Genomic DNA, 15,933 nt, shown 5'->3' with positions numbered 1-15,933 from the left:
ATGCCCGCGCTGCAACCTCATGCCTCGACGGCCCCCGTGCCCGCCGCGAGCTCAGCGAGGCACGCGTACGCAGCGTACTTGTAGCTCTCGGCCAGCGTCGGGAAGTTGAACACCATCTCGATGAAGAGGTCGACCGTGGCCCCTGCCATCAACGCCGTCTGTCCAATGTGTACCAGCTCGCTCGCGCGCTCACCGAAGACATGCACGCCTACGATCTTGCGCGTCCCTCGCTCCACCACGAGCTTGGTGATGCCCTCGGTGTCCCCCGTGATCTGCCCTCGCGCGTTGTCGCGGAAGAACGCCCGCCCGACGACCACGTCGAGCCCCGCGGCGGCCGCGCTCTCTTCGGTCTCGCCGACGGAGCTGAGCTCGGGGATGGTGTAGATGCCATACGGCAGGGTGCCCGACACGCTCTGCTTGTAGGCGAACCCGAACGCGTGACACACGGCGACCCGCGCCTGCTCCATCGACGTGGACGCCAGCGCGGGGAAGCCGATGACGTCGCCCGCCGCGAGCACGTGTGGCGCCGCCGTGCGGTAGTAAGCGTCCACCTCCAAGAGCCCGCGTGAGGTCGGCCTCACGCCCACGTGCTCGAGGCCGAGATCCGCCGTGCAGCCCGTCCGTCCCGCGGCGAAGAGCAGGTGGTGCGTGACCAGCGTCTCGGCCCCCAGCTGCGTGTGCACGCTCTCGCCGTCCGTGCCGAGCGTGACCGCGCCCCACGCTTGGCCGAGCCGCAGCCGGACGCCCAGGTCGGCCATCGAGCGCTCGAGCGCGCGCACCATCTCGCGGTCCATGAACCCCAGGATCTCGTCGCGCGCCTCCACCAACTCCACCGGGATGCCCAGCGCAGCGAACATGCAGGCGTACTCGCAGCCAATGACGCCCGCGCCCAGGATGGTCAGCGAGCGAGGCAGCTCCTCGATGAGCAGCACCTCGTCGGAGTCGTGCACCAGCGGAGACGCGAAGTCGATGTCCGCGGGCTGCCGCGGCTTGGTGCCCGTGGCGATCAGCACGACCTCCGCGCGCAGCGTGCGCACGGAACCGTCTGGTCCGGTCACGGCCACCTCGTGCGGCCCGACGAAGCGCGCGTGCCCCTCCACCAGCTCCACGCCGTGGCGGAACAGATTCTGTCGGATGCGCGCCGACTCGGCGACCGCGATGGCGTGCTTGCGGCGCATCAGCCCCTGCAGCATCCCGCGTGCCTCGAGCTCCACGGCCACGCCATAGAGCGTCCGGCTGCGTCGCCCCGACAGGTACAGCGCCGACTCGCGTAGCGTCTTGCTCGGCAGCGTCCCGGTGTGCACCGCCGCGCCGCCGGGCTCCTTCTCGCGTTCCACGACGGCGACGCGCTTGCCGAAGTACGCCGCCTGGGCCGCGCCCTTCTCCCCGGCGGGGCCCCCGCCGATCACGACCAGGTCGAAGTCGTCGGGTGTCTCGTCGCTCCGCGAGCGGGTCACGACGCGGCCTCCTCCAGCTCCGCGGAGAGCTCCACCGGCACACCGTTCAGCACGGCGTTGCCGGTGAGCGTGTCGAGCAGCGCGTCGTCCGTCAGGTCGTTGACGCTCACCCCGGCGTGTTCCCGTGCCACGCGCAACCGTACACCTTCGCGCGCGTGCCCGAACCCGTGCGGCACCGACACCACGCCCGGCATGATGTCCTCGGTCACCTCCGCAGGGAGGCTGACCGCCCCGGTGCGCGTCCTCAGCGTGACGTGCGCGCCCTGTGTGACGCCCGCGCGCGCGGCGTCGTCCGGGTGGATCAGCGCCGTACAGCGATCGCGCCCCTTCATGAGCCGCTCGCTGTTGTGCAGCCAGCTGTTGTTGCTGCGCACGTGGCGCCGGCCGATCAACAGCAGCTGTCCGGCGTCCTCGCTCATGCTCGCGCGCAGCCGCTCGAGGTCCGCGATCATCGGAGCCGGTGCGAGCTCCACGTACGGGTGCGCCTCGGGGAGCCGCGCACGCAGGCAGGGCTGTAGCGCCCCAAAGTCCTCGCCGTGCGGGTTCTCCCGCAGCTTCTTGAGGGTCAGCCCGTCGCGCAGCAGGTTGGCCCCCGCGCCATATGGCCCCACGCGCAACGCTAGGTCCAGCATGCGCTCGGGCCCCGCCGCCTCGAGGGCGCGCAGCCTGAACACCTCCTTGTCGAGTCGACCGCTCCGGAGCGCGGCCAAGCGGCGCGCCAGCCCCACGTGAATCTGCCAGTCGTCGAGGGCCCCTTCCTTTGGCTCGAACGTGGGCTCGCTGAACTTCGCCGTGTTGCGTACGGCCAGGAGGTGCAGCGCCAGGTCGTAGTGAGGTCGCTCGAGGGGGGAGAGGGGCGGCAGGATGAGCTGAGCGTGCCGTGTGGTCTCGTTGATGTACGGGTCCACGCTGATGAGCAGGTCCAGCTTGGCGAGCGCGCGGTCCAGCTGCGCGCCGTTCGGCGTGGAGAGCACGGGGTTCCCCGCCATGGTGAGCAGCCCGCGAATCTGCCCTGTGCCAGGCGTCAGCATTTCCTCCGCCAAGACGGACACCGGGAGCTCACCCCCGAACTCCGGCAAGCCACGCACACGGCTGCGCCAACGGCCGTGGCTCCCGCGGCTGATGCCGAACCCACCTGCCGAGGCGAGGGAGTCTAGCGCCGGCTGCGTGAACATCGCGCCTCCCTCGCGGTCGAGGTTTCCCGTGATCGCGTTGAGCGCGTACACGAGCCATGCGCACAGCCCGCCGAAGCGCTGCGTCGAGGCTCCCATCCGCCCGTAGACCACAGCCCGGCGGGCCTCGAGGAGGCGCGTCGCGATGCCGTCCACCGTCTCGGCGGAGATGCCGGTGTGGACGGCGGTGAAGACCGGCGAGAACCCGCTCGTCGCGTCGCGCAGATCCTCGAGCCCCCGGGTGAGCCCTTGCAGGTTCCCGAGGCGGACGGCATCCCGCGCGAACACGGTGTGCAGCAGCGAAAGCAGGAACAGTGCGTCGGTGCCTGGGCGGATGAAGTGGTGCTCGCTCGCGCAGCGGGCGCTCTCCGTGCGGCGGGGGTCCACCAACACGACCTGCCCACCGCGTGCGCGGATTCCGTCCAGGCGCCGCCGAATTCCGGGGGCGCTCATGAGGCTGCCGTTGCTGGCGAGGGGATTCGCCCCCAGCATCAACAAGAAGTCCGTGCGGTCGACGTCGGGCACGGGCAGCAACAGCTGGTGGCCGAACATGTAGTACCCGGCGAACATGTGCGGCAGCTGGTCCACGCTGGTCGCGGAGAAGCGGTTCTTGCTGCGCAACGCACGGAGCATCACTGGTCCGAACAGCATCGCGCCCATGTTGTGTACGTTGGGGTTGCCGAGGTAGGCCGCCATGGCGTCGTTGCCGTGCCGACGCTGCAGGCCGTGGATGCGCTCCGCGGCCTCGTCCAGCGCTTCGTCCCACGTGATGGGCGTGAAGCCGGAGCGCTCGCGGCGCATCGGTTGGCGCAGCCGGTCGGGATCGTCGTGCAGGTCCGCGAGGGCCGTGGCCTTCGGGCAGACGTGGCCTTGGCTGAACGGGTCCTGCTCGTCGCCCCGCGTCGAGAGGACCTTCCCGGCATGCACCTCGAGCGTGATGCCGCACATCGCTTCGCAGAGCGAGCAGGTGCGGTGGTGAAGCGTAGGCGTCGACATGCGCCCAGCATACACGTCGTCGCGCGCGCGCGGCGTCCGGTCGCTCGTCCGCCGCGCGTGTGATATCACGATGGGTCTAGATGAATGCAGGAGGCCCCGCGGTGACGAGCACAGTTGGTTGGTACGTGACGAGGGGTGGTGGCCGCCTCGCGCGGGCGCTCACGTTGGTGGGCTGCGTGCTGCTGAGCGCCTGCTACTCGGGCGGGCGTCAGCGACTCTCCGTGTCGACCGGGAGCGCGCCGTCAGGGTCGTCGGTCCCCGCGAGCACTCAGTGGCGCGTCGTGCAGCTGCGCAACGGCCGGGCGACGCTGCGCATGCCGAGCGAGCCGCGATACATGCCCGCGACCACCGGGGTGGAGGACGATGGCGCGGTGTACCAAACGGTGATCGCTGGCGAAGACTACGGCTCGCTGCAGCTCATGGTGGCGGTCAGCGAAGTGCAGGGTGGCATCGTGGGCGCGCCCCTCGAACGGCTCGAAGACATGCGCGAGACGCTCCTGGAGCGGGCCGAGCAGCGAGCGTTCGGGTCCATCATGGTCAACGGCTCGCCTGGCTTCGAGATGCAGTACCTCGATCGGGAGAACGGCCGGATCGTGCATGCGCGGGCGGTCGTCGCGCGCACCCACGTGTACCTCCTCATGGCCATCATGTCGCCGCAGCTCGAGGCGGTGCACCGCAACACCGCCGCGGCGTACCTGAGCAGCCTTCAGCTGGACCCTGCGGACTCGTTCGGCGCCACGGGCGACGGAGCGTACGTGGCGGGCGGCTGGCGCTGGTCCATGCCCGCCGAGGCCTACTTCGCCGTGCGCTTTCCGGGCGCGCCCGTCGCCGCCGAGGCCACCAGCCCGGTGTCGCAGGCATCGTTCGTCCGCACGTACCGGGTGGTGGGCGAGGGCGGGGCGACCTTCGAGGTCAGGGCCACCGGCTACGACGACGGTCGCCCTGCGGGCTCGGTCGCCACGCTCGAGGCGGCGCCCCTGGCGCACTACACGCTGCGGGCGGCGCGCGACACCACGCGTCAGGGCTACTCGGGGCGCTCGCTCGTGTACGAGAGTGAGGGGCGTATGCGCTTCACGCTCATCTTCGCCACCTACGCTGCCACCTACGAAGTCAGCGTCGACCTGCCGCGCACTGCCGGGGCCGACCTGCTCGAGGCCCGCAACACCTTCCTCGACAGCTTTCGGATGCTCTGACCCATGCGCACCAGCCATCGTTCTCTCTCGCTCCATGGCTCCTCGGCTCGCGCTGCGGCGAGGAGGGCACCCTCCGCGCTCGTCAGCCTCGTGGTTTGTCTCGGGTTGCTCGCGCTCACATCGGGCGCTCAGTCCCAGGCCCCCTCCGCCGCCGGCGCGCCTGCGGACGAAGGGATCGCGTCGCGCATCCGCCTCCGCCCGATCGATCGCGCCAGTGTCCGTGTGGTCCAGATCACGGGGGCGACGGCGTTCACCTTCGAGGGGCGCGTCAGCCGGGTGCGTCGCGCGGTCAGCCTGCCGGACGCCGTCCACGGGACGGGGGTCGTCGTCGGTCCCGAGGGGCTCGTCCTCACGGCCGCCCACGTGGTGCGCGGCGGAGACGTGCTGGCGGTCCTCCGGCCCGGCGCCGACGAGCCTCAGGCGGCGCGCGTCATCTACTCCGACTCGGAGCACGATCTAGCGGTGTTGGCCGTGGATGGTCCGCTGCCCGACTTCATCACGCTGCCCAGCGCTCCGCGGCCCCTCACGCTGGCCGAGCGATTGTTCGCCACCGGCTATCCCCTGGACATCCGTGAGCGCTACCCCGCGGCGGTGTCGGGCGAGCTCAGCCGCGAGAACAACGATGGGTCGCTGCAGGTCGCGATGAGCGTCAACCCGGGCAATTCGGGTGGTCCGGTCATCGACGCCGACGGCCACCTCGTGGGCATCATGGCGCGGCGTGGTGAGCCCACCCGCGGAGTGGAGGGCATCGCGATGCTCGAGCCTCTGCGCTTCGTGCTGCCCGCCATGGCGCGGGCCCGCGCTGTGCTCGCACAGCGGACGCCCACCTTTCTGGCTCAAGAGCGCCACGTCGTGCGGGTCATGGCGGACTTCGTACGCACGACCGACGAGCGGCCGATCTTCGAGCAGACGGCGGTGGCCACCCTCGACCTCGCCGCGCAGGCCCCACCCAGCTACGAGGCCGGGGCCATGGTGGCCGCGCATGCGTGGAACATGCAGATCGCGCTGTTGGAGGCGCGCAACGTCAGCGTCCGCGAGCAACTCACCGGGGAAGATCGCGCCCTCGCCGAGCGTTTGAACGAGATGGCGCAGCGTCTCGCGGCATGGGCTCTGGACGGCGCGCCTTATCTCTCGGTGAATTATGGTGGTCTGCGTGGAATTCGTGTCAGTCGAGGTCAGCCCTGGGTCCCAGCCGCGCGCGAATAATTTTACGTTCTCAGCCGTCACCGACGTGAAAATGACGCAGCGCGTTGACGCGGTGCGTAAAGCGCTCTAAATGAGGGATATCGGTCGGACACGGGTTGCTGTGACACCCAATGCCCCTAATAGCCCGATTGTCCGAACGGGATTGGGAAGTGACGCCATGAGTACTCGCAAAGCCAACAAAGAGCGCACCCGCCACAAGCTGGTCCAGGCCACGCTGAAGATCCTGCACAAGCAGGGGCCGACGGCGCTCACCACCGGGCGTATCGCGCAGGCCGCCGGCGTGGCTCAGCCCACGTTCTACGTCCACTTCAAGGACATGGACGAGGCCCTGGAGGAGGCCGCGGTCACCGTCGGAGAAGCGCTGCGGGCGCGTCTGCGCGAGTTCCGCGAGGGAGTCGAGGACGGCGCCACGCCCCAGGCGGCGACCCGTCAGGCCTTCACCACGGGGGTCGAGGCGCTCCTCGCCGATCGTCGGGCCGCCGAGCTGTTCCTGCGCCATCGGCGCGACGTGGCCAACCCCCTCGGACGGCGCTGGCGCGAGCTGATGGACAGGGCCCGAGAGGACCTCGTCGCGGACCTGCACGCGCGTGGCGTTGGCAAGCAAGTCGACGATCTGGTCGTGCTGGCCGATACTATCATCGGACTCGTGCTGACCACGGTAGAGTCCATTCTGGACGGTCGGGTCACCAATCGCAGCGCTGCCACGGAGATGATGCTGCGCAGCGTCGAAGCGAGCATGACGCCCCCGGCGGGTGCGGCGTCCCTCGGCGTCTCGGCCGCCTGACACCTCGCTGTCTACGGGGGATGGTTCGCCCCCAAGGCGAAAGGGCCGCTCCTCTCGGGGGCGGCCCTTCGCGATCGTGGGGTGCCTCGCGCCACCGCCACGGCGACTTCGCGAGGCGCACACGAGGTGCTGAGACTCAGTTGAGCGTCTTCGCTTCGAGGGCTTCATTGGCCAGCTCGTCGAAGCTGGCGCGCTGCGCCCACTGTTCCTCCTTCTCGTTGTAGAGAATGCCGATGACCCGTCGGTCGACACCCAGCACGCGCTCGACCACGGGCTTGAAGACCGCCCCCGACACGGGGTGGTTCGCCAGGTCGGTCAGCGCCGCGGCGAAGCGCGGGAACGGGCGCGCGGCGACCTCGGGCTTGGCGCCGATCAGCTGCGCGCGCTTGAACGCCTCGAGGAGGCGCTTTCCACCGGGGTCCACGTGGTCCATCGGCCCGAAGAACACGTCCTTGAAGAAGGGACGCGCGTGGTAGAAGACCCGCGCCATGGACGAGGCGCCCCGCAGCCGCTGCGTGGTGCTCAAGGGGGGCCGCGCAGCTTCGCGGGCGATGCCCTCCGGCGACGCGTAATACTCGATCATGTAGTAGTCCATGGCGATGTGGCGGCTCTCGTCGCGGTTGATGCGGTTCATCGCCTGGCGGCTCATCTCGTCGTCCACGAAGTCGTCGATCGAACGCAGCAGGGCCACGTCGAGCAGCAGCTCGCCCGTCGTGATGTAAGCGTTCGCGATCTCGGCTGACAGATACTGCAGCAGGTCCGCGAAGGCGTCGGAGAACGCCAGCAGATGGTCGTTCATCGTGTACTGCCGGTAGTGGTGCACGTCGTAGTGGCGCGCCAAGCGCGTGGCGACCTCGCTATGCCGCAGCTCGTCCACGACGAACGAGTCGAAGATCTGTGCGAGCACCGGATCATCGGCGCGGTCGCGCTGCACTTGGAAGAGCTTGCCAGCCAGCAGCTCGATGCCCGCCATGTCCGTGAAGTACTGGACGACGGCGATCTCGTCTTCTCGGGCGAGCGCCTTGGGGGTGACGCTCCAGTCGAGGTCGTCTGCGTGCCACTGGTTGCGCTCGCAGAGGTTCAGCATGCGGTTGAGGTCCATGGCCGCATTCTACTAACCGGTTGGTTAGTTATCAAGCGCTCGGCGTGATACCGTAGGCCTCATGAGTCTCGAGCTCGTCCCCACCCCCCAACCCCCGCGTCTAGGGGTCCCCGACGACTGGTACGTGGCGTGTGAGTCGCGCGCCCTCGGAAGCAAGCCGCTCGGGGTCACCATGCTGGGCCACCGCCTGGTGCTGTTCCGCGACACAGGGGGCAGGGCGCGCGCGCTGCTGGACCGCTGCTCCCACCGGAACGTACCGCTCTCGATGGGGCGCGTGTGCGAGGGGCAGGTGGAGTGCCCCTACCACGGCTGGCGCTTCGACGGGGACGGACGCTGCACGCACGTGCCCGGGCTGCTCGCGGAGGACCGTGAGCAGGGCGCTCGTGGTCGCTCCGTTCAGAGCGTCGAGACGCGTGAGCAGAGCGGCTACGTGTGGGTCTACTCCACGCTGGGTGCGCGCCCCGAGCGCGAGCCGTTCCCGCTGCCGCTCGTCGACGACCCAGCCTACACCACCGTCAACCACGTCCAGGACTTCGAGGGCTCCGTACACGCCGTCGCCGAGAACGCGCTCGACGTGCCGCACACGGCCTTCGTGCACCGCGGGCTCTTCCGCAGCGGCGGCGAGAAGCGCGGTATCGACGTGGACTTTCAGCGCTACGCCGACCGTGTCGTGGCGGAGTACATCGGGGAGCCCCGCCCCGACGGCGTCATCGGGCGCGTGCTCTCGCCGGGGGGCGGCGTGGTGCGCCACTGGGACCGCTTCTTCCTGCCGTGCATCGCGCAGGTGGAGTACCAGCTGGGCGAGGACAGCCACGTGGTGGCGACCACTGCGCTCACGCCCATGGCCGAGCACCACACGCGCATGTTCGCCAGCGTGAGCTTCCGTCTGCCCATCCCGGCAGGCGCGGTGGCGCGCCTGTTCAAGCCCATCGGGCTGCGCATCCTGAACCAGGACGTGCGCATCCTCGCGCGCCAGATGGAGAACATCCGCGCCTTCGGCGGGCCGCGCTACGCCTCGACCAAGCTGGACGTGCTGGGGCCCACCATCGAGAAGCTGCTGCGCGCAGCCGAGCGCGGCGAGCGCGCCGAGCCCGCCGCGTCTGCGGAGGAACCGACCAGGCGCTCGCTTCGAATCCACGTCTGAGTCATGCAGGACATCCCTCTCCTCGAAGAGCGTTACGAGATCACCGCGAGCGTGGCGCGGGGAGGCATGGCCCACGTCTTTCGTGGGATGTCGCGTGCCCCCGCGTCCGCGCCACGCGAGGTCGCCATCAAGCGCCTGCTGCCGAGCTTCCGCTCCAACGAGCGTTTCCAGGCCATGTTCGTGGAAGAGGCGCGCGTGGTCGCGGACCTTCAGCACGCCAACATCGCGAGCTTCTACGAGCTCTGCCATGACGACGCAGGCATGCTGTGCATCGTCATGGAGTGGGTCGACGGGGTGGACCTGTCGCGCATGCTCATCGCGGCACGCGACCTTGGACGGACGGTGAGCGTCCCTCACGCGGCGTACGTCGGGTCCTCCGTGCTGCGCGCGCTCGGAGCGGCGCACCAGCGACCGACTGCGCCCGTCTTCCACCGTGACGTGTCGCCCGCCAACATCCTGGTGAGCCGCACGGGAGACGTGAAGCTCACCGACTTCGGGCTCGCGCGCGCCATGGATCGCATGACTGTCACGCTGCCGGGTGTGGTGGTGGGCAAGATGGCGTACGTCGCGCCCGAGTTGATCGCCGCTTCGCGCGCCACGGCCGGCTCCGACATCTACAGCCTCGGTGTGGTGTTGTGGGAGATGCTGGCCGGGCGCCGCCTGTTCCAGGCGCAGAACGAGCTCGAGCTGTTCATGTTGGCCGGGCGCGCGGACATCCCGCCGCTCGAAGAGCTGCGCGCAGACGTCCCGCGCGGCCTCGCCGACCTGGTGCGCCAGATGACGCACAAGGTGCCACAGCGCCGGCTGTCCTCCGCGCGCGAAGCTGCGGAAGCGCTGGCGGCGTTCGCCGGGGCGTCGCCCAGCGCGGGCGTCGGAGCGTGGGCGCAGGACGCGCACGCCCACACGGCTCCCACGCGCCCCTGACCCTCTCGGACGCGCGGGAGGTCAGCCGGGCCGGGACACTCGCGCGTGCGCGTGGCCACGCGCCGACCCGACTGTGAGCGTGGGAGGCGTTCGGCAGGCTCCTGGCTTGCGCGCGCTACTGTTGGATCCAGAGCAGCTCGAGGCGCGTGACGCTCAGGTCCGACTTGGTGGGGCTGACGGTCACGGGGGTGATGTCCGCCTGCGGCTGCTGCGCCGCCAGCGCGTTCAGGCTCTGCTGGAACTCCGCTTCGAGCTCGGCCAGCTGCTCCTGGAGCGAGCCAAGCGTCTGCTCTGCGGCCTCCACCTGTTGCTGCTCCCGGCTGATGCGCGAGGCGCTCCGCACCGCGGTCCCCGCGCGCGCGACGCTGCGACTCCCCAGCAGCGCGCCCAGCACAGTAGTGCCCACGTTCACGGCGGTGTCCAGCTGCCGCTGCCGCACCTGCCCCTTCTCGTCCGCCACCTTCTGCTCGGCGCGCCGGATGCGCTCCTGCAGCCGCGCAAGCTTCGGCTCGAACGACGCCCGCAGCTTGCCCATCTCCAGGTCGCGCGCCTCGCGCAGCCCTTGCTGGACACGTCCGACGAAGGCCGCGTGGTCTTCTCCTACCGTCGACCACAGCTTGAGCGCCTTGCACTCGTACAGGGTCAGGCCCATTTCCTGGTAGGCCTTGGCCTTGATGGCCTTCTCGAGCGTCCCGAAGGCCTTCGCGGTCGCGGCGGCGGCGGGCAACGGCGCGAAGCGCGCGTTGGGGGCAGGATCGTCTCGTAGGGGCAGGTTTGCGATGGCGTGCGCCTCTACGTGCCCCAACGTCTCGCTCGGATCGCGCCCGAGCGTCGGCGCGACGAACGATGCCTGCTGGAAGAAGTCGGTGCCCGTCCGCGCGTGCTTGTAGTGCAGCGAGAGGCCGATGAGCACGCCGGCGGCGTAGCGGCAGCCCTCGTTGCCGCCCAGGAAGACCTCGGTCATGCCGGTAGGGAGCACCGGGCGGGGCTCGTCGGGTGCCTCGGCCGACGCGACCGCGCCGCCCACGCCCGCGGCTGTCGCGCTCGCCAGCACCGTGCTCGGGGCGGGTGCCGTGCTCGCGCCTGCCACGCCCGAGACACCCTGTTGCGTGAGGGTGCGCAGCTGGTCGCGCGTCAGCGGACCGCGCAGGTACGACAACGCCCAGCGCGTGTGGAACAGGTCTGGCCCGGCGTCGTGGACGTTGTTCAGCACGAACTGCCGCCCCTTCAGCCCCGCGATGCGCGCCTCCATCGCCGCGCGGTCGAAGCCACCTCCAGTGGCCGTGGCCGCGCCCGCGAGACCGTCGAGGACGCGCGCCACGTCACGCTCGGTCTGCAGCCGTCCCAGCATCCACGTGCCGCAGTTGGAGAGGGCCTTGTAGTCCACGTCCACGGGGTTCTGTGTGGCCAGCACCACGCCCAGCCCGAACGCGCGCGCCTGCTTCAGCAGCGTCAGCATCGGGCTTTTGGAAGACGGGTTCGCCACGGGCGGCAGGTAGCCGAAGACCTCGTCCATGTAGAGGATCGCGCGCAAGCTGGATGTGCCCGACTGCGTGCGCATCCACGCGATGACCTCGTTGAGCAGCAACGTCACGAAGAACATGCGCTGCGCATCGTCGAGGTGCGCGATGGACAGGATGCTGATGCGCGGGTGGCCATCCTCACGCCGCAGCAGACGCCCCACGTCGAGCGCCTCGCCTTCGAGCCACGCCGAGAAACCTGGCGAGGCGAGGATGCCGTTGACGCCGAGCGCGAGCGCCGCGCGGTCCTTCGCCGGATAGAACGACTCGAGGTCCATGACGCCGACGCGCGTAAAGGGAGGGGCCTGGATGCGCCGGACGAGGTCCGCCAGGCTCACGTCCTCGCCGGCGCGCCACGCCGTGTCCAGCAGGTTGGAGAGGAAGATGTGCTCGCGGCTACGGACGGGATCCGCCTCGACGCCAAGCATCCCGAGCAGGCCGCTCACCGCGCCGAGCACGCGCTCGCGCATGGCGTCCACGTCGTCGCGCAGCGCGGCAGGCGGCGCCGAGAGCGAGCGCATGATGGAGATTGGTCGCGCGATCTGGCTGCCCGGCGTGTACAGCACCACCTCCGCCGCGTCGCGGAAGCGGCGCACGCGCTCGCCGTCCTGGCCCCACTCGGCGAGCCCCGCGCGCCACTGCGCCGAGACCGCCTCGGCGTGCTCGCCCGGCGTGCGCCCCTTGCGGCTCGCCTCGCCCGGATCGACATATGGCAGGAAGTCCTCGGGCCGGAGCTCCGGGAAGCGCAGCGCCAGGTTGCCCAGGTCGCCCTTGGGGTCGATGACGATGGCGGGCACGCCGTCGATCGCAGCCTCCTCCAGCAGCGACACGCACAGACCCGTCTTGCCGCTGCCCGTCATGCCTACGCAGAACGCGTGCGTCGTGAGGTCCTTCGCGTCGTACAGCACCAGCTCGTCCAGCAGGGCGCCGCTCGCCACGTCCACCCGCTTGCCCAGGTAGAACGCGCCCAGCTTCTCGAAGTCGCTCACGGCGCCGCCCCGACAGGCGTCCCGAGCGCACCCACCAGGCTGCGCCCCATCTGGTACTCGACGTAGTTCACCATCCCGGTGGCGAAGACGGCTTCGTACTCGCGGCGCGCGCCATCGCGGTCACCCGTGGTGGCCGCGCGGGTCGCCGCGTAGAAGTGCGCCTCGGCGCGTTGGCCGGGGGTGCTCGCCGCGGCGACCAGCGCAGCCCCGTCCATCTGTCCAGCGCCGAACGCTGCAAGGCGCCCGTACCACGGTGAGTGGCGCGCGAAGCGCGTGAGCACCGCGTCGATCTCCTCGCCGTCCGCCTCGCCAGCGCGCCGCACGACGAACTGCGTCCAGAGCGCGAAGTACACCTTCCACTCTGGCGCGAGGCCGAGGTTGAGCAGCGCGCGCCGGTAGAGCTCGCGCATCAGCGCCACGTCCTCCGTGCTGGTGGTGAGCTGCATCATGGCCACCATGTAGGGCTCGCGCTCGAGCGGCGTCGCGTCCACCGCCGCCAGGAACGCGGCGCGCGCGGCGTCGTGCGAGCCGAGCTTGTCCAGCAGGACGCCGCGGCGCGCCTGCACGAACCCGAGGCCATTCGCGCTCAGCTGCGAGAGGGTGCCGTCGTACAGCTCGAGTGCCTGCCGGTACATGCGCTCAGCCTGCGTCGAATTGTTCGCCGCGCCGAACGCGTCGCCGAGCTCGTGCAGCAGGCCGGCGCGCTGCACGCTGACCTCGAGGGACTCCCCGAGGGTCCTGTCCAGCGCACGGCGCAGCAGCTCGGTCGCGGTGTCGGCGTTCCCGAGGCGCGTCTCGAGTGTGCCGAGCTCACGCAGCACGTCGTTGAGCGGGTTGGACTCGAGGCTGGCCAGGAAGTGCTCTCGCGCGCTGTCGGGGTGACCCGAGTGCAGCTCCACCATGGCCGCCAGGAACTCGATCTGGGCGAGCGAGACGGGCGCAGGCGAGTTCGGGAAGCGCGTGCTGCGCTCGTTCAGCAGCCGCCGCGCGTGCGCCGTCAGCGCGCGCCCTGCGGCGGGATCCTCGTCGAACACCCCGCGCTCGATGAACTCGTTCAGCTGCGCAAGCGCTTCGTCGTACAGCGAGCGGTTCTCGGGGTCGAGCGCGATGGCCACCACGTACCAAGCCGTGGCGTCCTCGAACTGCGCGCCCTCCGCGGAGACGGCCGCGAGACACTCCGGGAAGCGCGTGTCGCGCGGGTAGTCGCGCAGGCCCCGTCGACAGATGCCGCGCGCCGCCTCGGGGCGGGTGCGCCCGTAGGCCTCGGCGAGATCCGTCAGCGCCTGCGCGCCAGCCTCGGAGGGCCGCTCGGCCGCCTGGAGAAGCTCGAGGAGCTGCGCCTCCGTGCGGCCCCTGAGACCCATCTCGCGGAGCTTGCGGATGGCGCCCTCCACGTCCCCGACGCGCAGGTAGACGGCCACGACGTCGATCGGCGCGATGCGCCCGATCTGGAGCGGCAGCGATGGGGGATAGTCCGCCAACAGCCCCTGCATGCCCGTCTCGGAGGCGGCGCGCAGGACGAAGTCTCGCCGGTCGATGTGCAGCTGCGCCAGCGTGTCCAACACCTGCGGCGACGCGGAGTAGTGTGCGTGCACCTCCCACACGTCGATCAGCGACGAGTAGCGATGCATGAAGTCGGGGATGGCCTCACGTGACGTGCGACCCCACTGCGCCACCTGCTGGTACTGCTCTTCCGCCGTTGGGCCGTCCTCACGGTCGGGCTCGATGACGATGCGTCGCAGCACCTCGAGCGCGCCCAGCACCGGGCCTTCGTCGCCGCGCGGCGAGCCCAGCTCGACGATGCGCAACGCGACGGGCGCCAAGCTGGCGGGGACGCGCTCCTGCACGTAGTCGCTGGGGATGAGGAGGTCCGTACACAGCGCGAAGTGTTCGAGCAGCGCGTCGTAGTCGTTCCCGGCAACGAGCGCCCGCCCAGCTTGGTCCAAGTAGGCGAAGAGGCGCGCACGGTCGACCTCGCGCTGTGGGTCGTTCAGCTGCAGTCCATGGAACGCGCGCCGGGTCGGGGGAAAGCTGGCGTCGTCGAGCGCCGCGACCTCCGGTGTGGTGCTGGGCCCTCCCGCGCCGCGGTTGCAGCCGGGTGTGAGCAGGAGCGCGACGAGGACGGCGCTGACGCACCACACACGTCGGGGGAGGGGCGGGCGAGGCGCTTCCGCCGGGGTCGAGAGAGGGGCGAGCTGGCGAGTTCGAGTCATGAGTTCCGCGCAGGATACCGAGCCCCGCCCGAGGGGGCACCCCCAATGCGGGGCGCGCCCGAGCAGCGACTGTGCATTTTCTGTGCATTCGCGCGCGGCGGTCCGGGCTGCAGCTGCTAGCTTGCCGCCGATGAGCGTCTCCCCCCCTCCCGCACCTCGCTCCTTCATCACGTTCGCCGTCATCGCCAGCCTGTCCATCTGTGGGTTGGCCGGCTCTCGGGCCAGCGCGCAGGGCGCCCCCGCGGAGGAGTGGCTGCTGTGCCGCGATGATGTGCGCCTCATGAGCTCCACGGCGGCCGACGCGGTCGTCTTGGGGTCTGGCGCTGCCGGCGTCCACGTGCGCGTGCTCGCGCGGCGTGGAGAGCTGGCCCACGTGGAGCTCGTCACGGGTTGGCCCGGGCTGCGCGCGTGGGTGTCACGCCGCGAGCTGGGGGCGCGGACTCAACGGCGCGTCGAGCTACCCGCGGCGCCCGTGCTCATCAAGGAGGGCGAGCTGGTGTGCGTGGTGGGTGCGCCCGAGATGGACGGAACGGTGCTGATCGAGGTGGACACGCGCATCGGTAGCGACTGGGCCGTGCTGCCGCACACCGCGTTGGTCGACAGGCAGGACGGGTCTCAGACCTGGCGCAGCCCCATGCGGGTCGAGGACCTGGACTTGGTGTGGCCGTCCCGCGCGGCCGTGCCCCTCTCGCAGCGCTGGATTCCGAGCGCCCAGGCCAACAGCGTGCGCGTCGCGGCGGGAGGCGAACCCCTCGCGTCGCCAGCCCACGCCCAGCTCATGGTGGGCCTGCTCGAAGAGCGCGAGGGATGGAGCCGGGTCGCGATCGGAGGTGGCGGGCGCGAGGTGTGGGTCGTGGGCTTCGTGCAGGGCGCGCTCGCGACGAGCGGGCCTGCATCGCACCCCGCTGGCACGACGGCGGGAGGGTGCAGGCCGAGCGGCCTCGGGCTGGGCGGACGAGCCGGTTCGCGGCCTGCAGGTGTCGTGGCACGAGCGGCCCTCTTCTGTCGCCAGACGGATCTGCCGTTGCGCGTCGTGGCGCCGGCCTCCGCGCTGACGCTGCGTGACGGGACACAGACGGTCACGCCTGCGGGCGCCCTCGCGCGTGCTCGGCCCGCGAACCCCACGACAGGCCTGCAGGCTGTGTTGATCGCGAGCGACGACGGCGTCCTCCTGCAAGGGCAACTCGCGAGCGCGGCGCTGTCCGAGCCCCTTGAGAACGGTCCCTGAGGTAG

The 15,933-nt window shown here is 70.5% G+C and carries 11 protein-coding genes; 6 read left to right on the top strand and 5 right to left on the bottom strand.

Annotated features, from left to right (window positions below; all coding sequences use genetic code 11):
- Positions 1-17: 17 nt before the first annotated feature.
- Together sthA and H6726_09385 are read right to left on the bottom strand one after the other, a co-directional pair.
- Positions 18-1,457, bottom strand: a complete 1,440-nt coding sequence (gene sthA, locus H6726_09390) for a Si-specific NAD(P)(+) transhydrogenase (protein MCB9657846.1) — start codon at positions 1,455-1,457, stop codon at positions 18-20.
- Positions 1,454-3,625 (bottom strand): molybdopterin-dependent oxidoreductase, encoded by a 2,172-nt coding sequence (locus H6726_09385; GenBank protein ID MCB9657845.1) that lies wholly within the window; start codon positions 3,623-3,625, stop codon positions 1,454-1,456. Before H6726_09385 ends, sthA begins: the two co-directional genes overlap by 4 nt.
- A gap of 101 nt (positions 3,626-3,726) precedes the next feature.
- On the opposite strand from H6726_09385, the gene H6726_09380 reads away from it, so the two are divergent.
- From H6726_09380 to H6726_09370, 3 genes are all read left to right on the top strand, one after another.
- On the top strand, positions 3,727-4,818 hold the full coding sequence (locus H6726_09380) for a hypothetical protein (GenBank protein MCB9657844.1): 1,092 nt from the start codon (positions 3,727-3,729) through the stop codon (positions 4,816-4,818).
- Between the two features lie 3 nt (positions 4,819-4,821).
- Positions 4,822-6,024, top strand: a complete 1,203-nt coding sequence (locus H6726_09375) for a trypsin-like peptidase domain-containing protein (protein ID MCB9657843.1) — start codon at positions 4,822-4,824, stop codon at positions 6,022-6,024.
- Positions 6,025-6,181: 157 nt separating this feature from the next.
- Positions 6,182-6,808: a TetR/AcrR family transcriptional regulator gene (locus H6726_09370; GenBank protein ID MCB9657842.1), complete on the top strand. Its 627-nt coding sequence runs from the start codon at positions 6,182-6,184 to the stop codon at positions 6,806-6,808.
- A gap of 136 nt (positions 6,809-6,944) precedes the next feature.
- Here H6726_09370 and H6726_09365 read toward each other — a convergent pair whose 3' ends face one another.
- Entirely contained in the window at positions 6,945-7,910 is a 966-nt protein-coding gene (locus H6726_09365) for a hypothetical protein (protein MCB9657841.1), read from the bottom strand.
- Positions 7,911-7,971: 61 nt separating this feature from the next.
- On the opposite strand from H6726_09365, the gene H6726_09360 reads away from it, so the two are divergent.
- Together H6726_09360 and H6726_09355 are read left to right on the top strand one after the other, a co-directional pair.
- Positions 7,972-9,054 carry an aromatic ring-hydroxylating dioxygenase subunit alpha gene (locus H6726_09360; GenBank protein MCB9657840.1) on the top strand — a complete coding sequence of 361 codons (1,083 nt, stop codon included), beginning with the start codon at positions 7,972-7,974 and terminating at the stop codon, positions 9,052-9,054.
- 3 nt (positions 9,055-9,057) lie between these two features.
- Positions 9,058-9,978 (top strand): serine/threonine protein kinase, encoded by a 921-nt coding sequence (locus tag H6726_09355; protein ID MCB9657839.1) that lies wholly within the window; start codon positions 9,058-9,060, stop codon positions 9,976-9,978.
- A gap of 115 nt (positions 9,979-10,093) precedes the next feature.
- On the opposite strand, the gene H6726_09350 is transcribed toward H6726_09355, so the two are convergent.
- Positions 10,094-12,487 carry a DUF87 domain-containing protein gene (locus H6726_09350; protein ID MCB9657838.1) on the bottom strand — a complete coding sequence of 798 codons (2,394 nt, stop codon included), beginning with the start codon at positions 12,485-12,487 and terminating at the stop codon, positions 10,094-10,096.
- Positions 12,484-14,700: a tetratricopeptide repeat protein gene (locus tag H6726_09345; protein ID MCB9657837.1), complete on the bottom strand. Its 2,217-nt coding sequence runs from the start codon at positions 14,698-14,700 to the stop codon at positions 12,484-12,486. Before H6726_09345 ends, H6726_09350 begins: the two co-directional genes overlap by 4 nt.
- Before the next feature lie 130 nt (positions 14,701-14,830).
- On the opposite strand from H6726_09345, the gene H6726_09340 reads away from it, so the two are divergent.
- Entirely contained in the window at positions 14,831-15,928 is a 1,098-nt protein-coding gene (locus tag H6726_09340; GenBank protein ID MCB9657836.1) for a hypothetical protein, read from the top strand.
- The last annotated feature ends 5 nt before the right edge of the window (positions 15,929-15,933 follow it).

The sequence above is a fragment of the Sandaracinaceae bacterium genome, from assembly GCA_020633055.1.
In the GTDB taxonomy this organism is placed as follows: Bacteria; Myxococcota_A; Polyangia; order Polyangiales; family Houyiibacteriaceae; genus JADJJE01.
Note: the sequence above shows the minus strand (reverse complement) of the source record. Positions and strands in the feature narration are given on the sequence as shown.

Coding starts and splice junctions, on each gene's coding strand:
- H6726_09385 (MCB9657845.1), bottom strand. CDS start 3,625: ATGTCGACGCCTACGCTTCACCACCGCACCTGCTCGCTCTGCGAAGCG.
- H6726_09375 (MCB9657843.1), top strand. CDS start 4,822: ATGCGCACCAGCCATCGTTCTCTCTCGCTCCATGGCTCCTCGGCTCGC.
- H6726_09370 (MCB9657842.1), top strand. CDS start 6,182: ATGAGTACTCGCAAAGCCAACAAAGAGCGCACCCGCCACAAGCTGGTC.
- H6726_09365 (MCB9657841.1), bottom strand. CDS start 7,910: ATGGACCTCAACCGCATGCTGAACCTCTGCGAGCGCAACCAGTGGCAC.
- H6726_09360 (MCB9657840.1), top strand. CDS start 7,972: ATGAGTCTCGAGCTCGTCCCCACCCCCCAACCCCCGCGTCTAGGGGTC.
- H6726_09355 (MCB9657839.1), top strand. CDS start 9,058: ATGCAGGACATCCCTCTCCTCGAAGAGCGTTACGAGATCACCGCGAGC.
- H6726_09345 (MCB9657837.1), bottom strand. CDS start 14,700: ATGACTCGAACTCGCCAGCTCGCCCCTCTCTCGACCCCGGCGGAAGCG.
- H6726_09340 (MCB9657836.1), top strand. CDS start 14,831: ATGAGCGTCTCCCCCCCTCCCGCACCTCGCTCCTTCATCACGTTCGCC.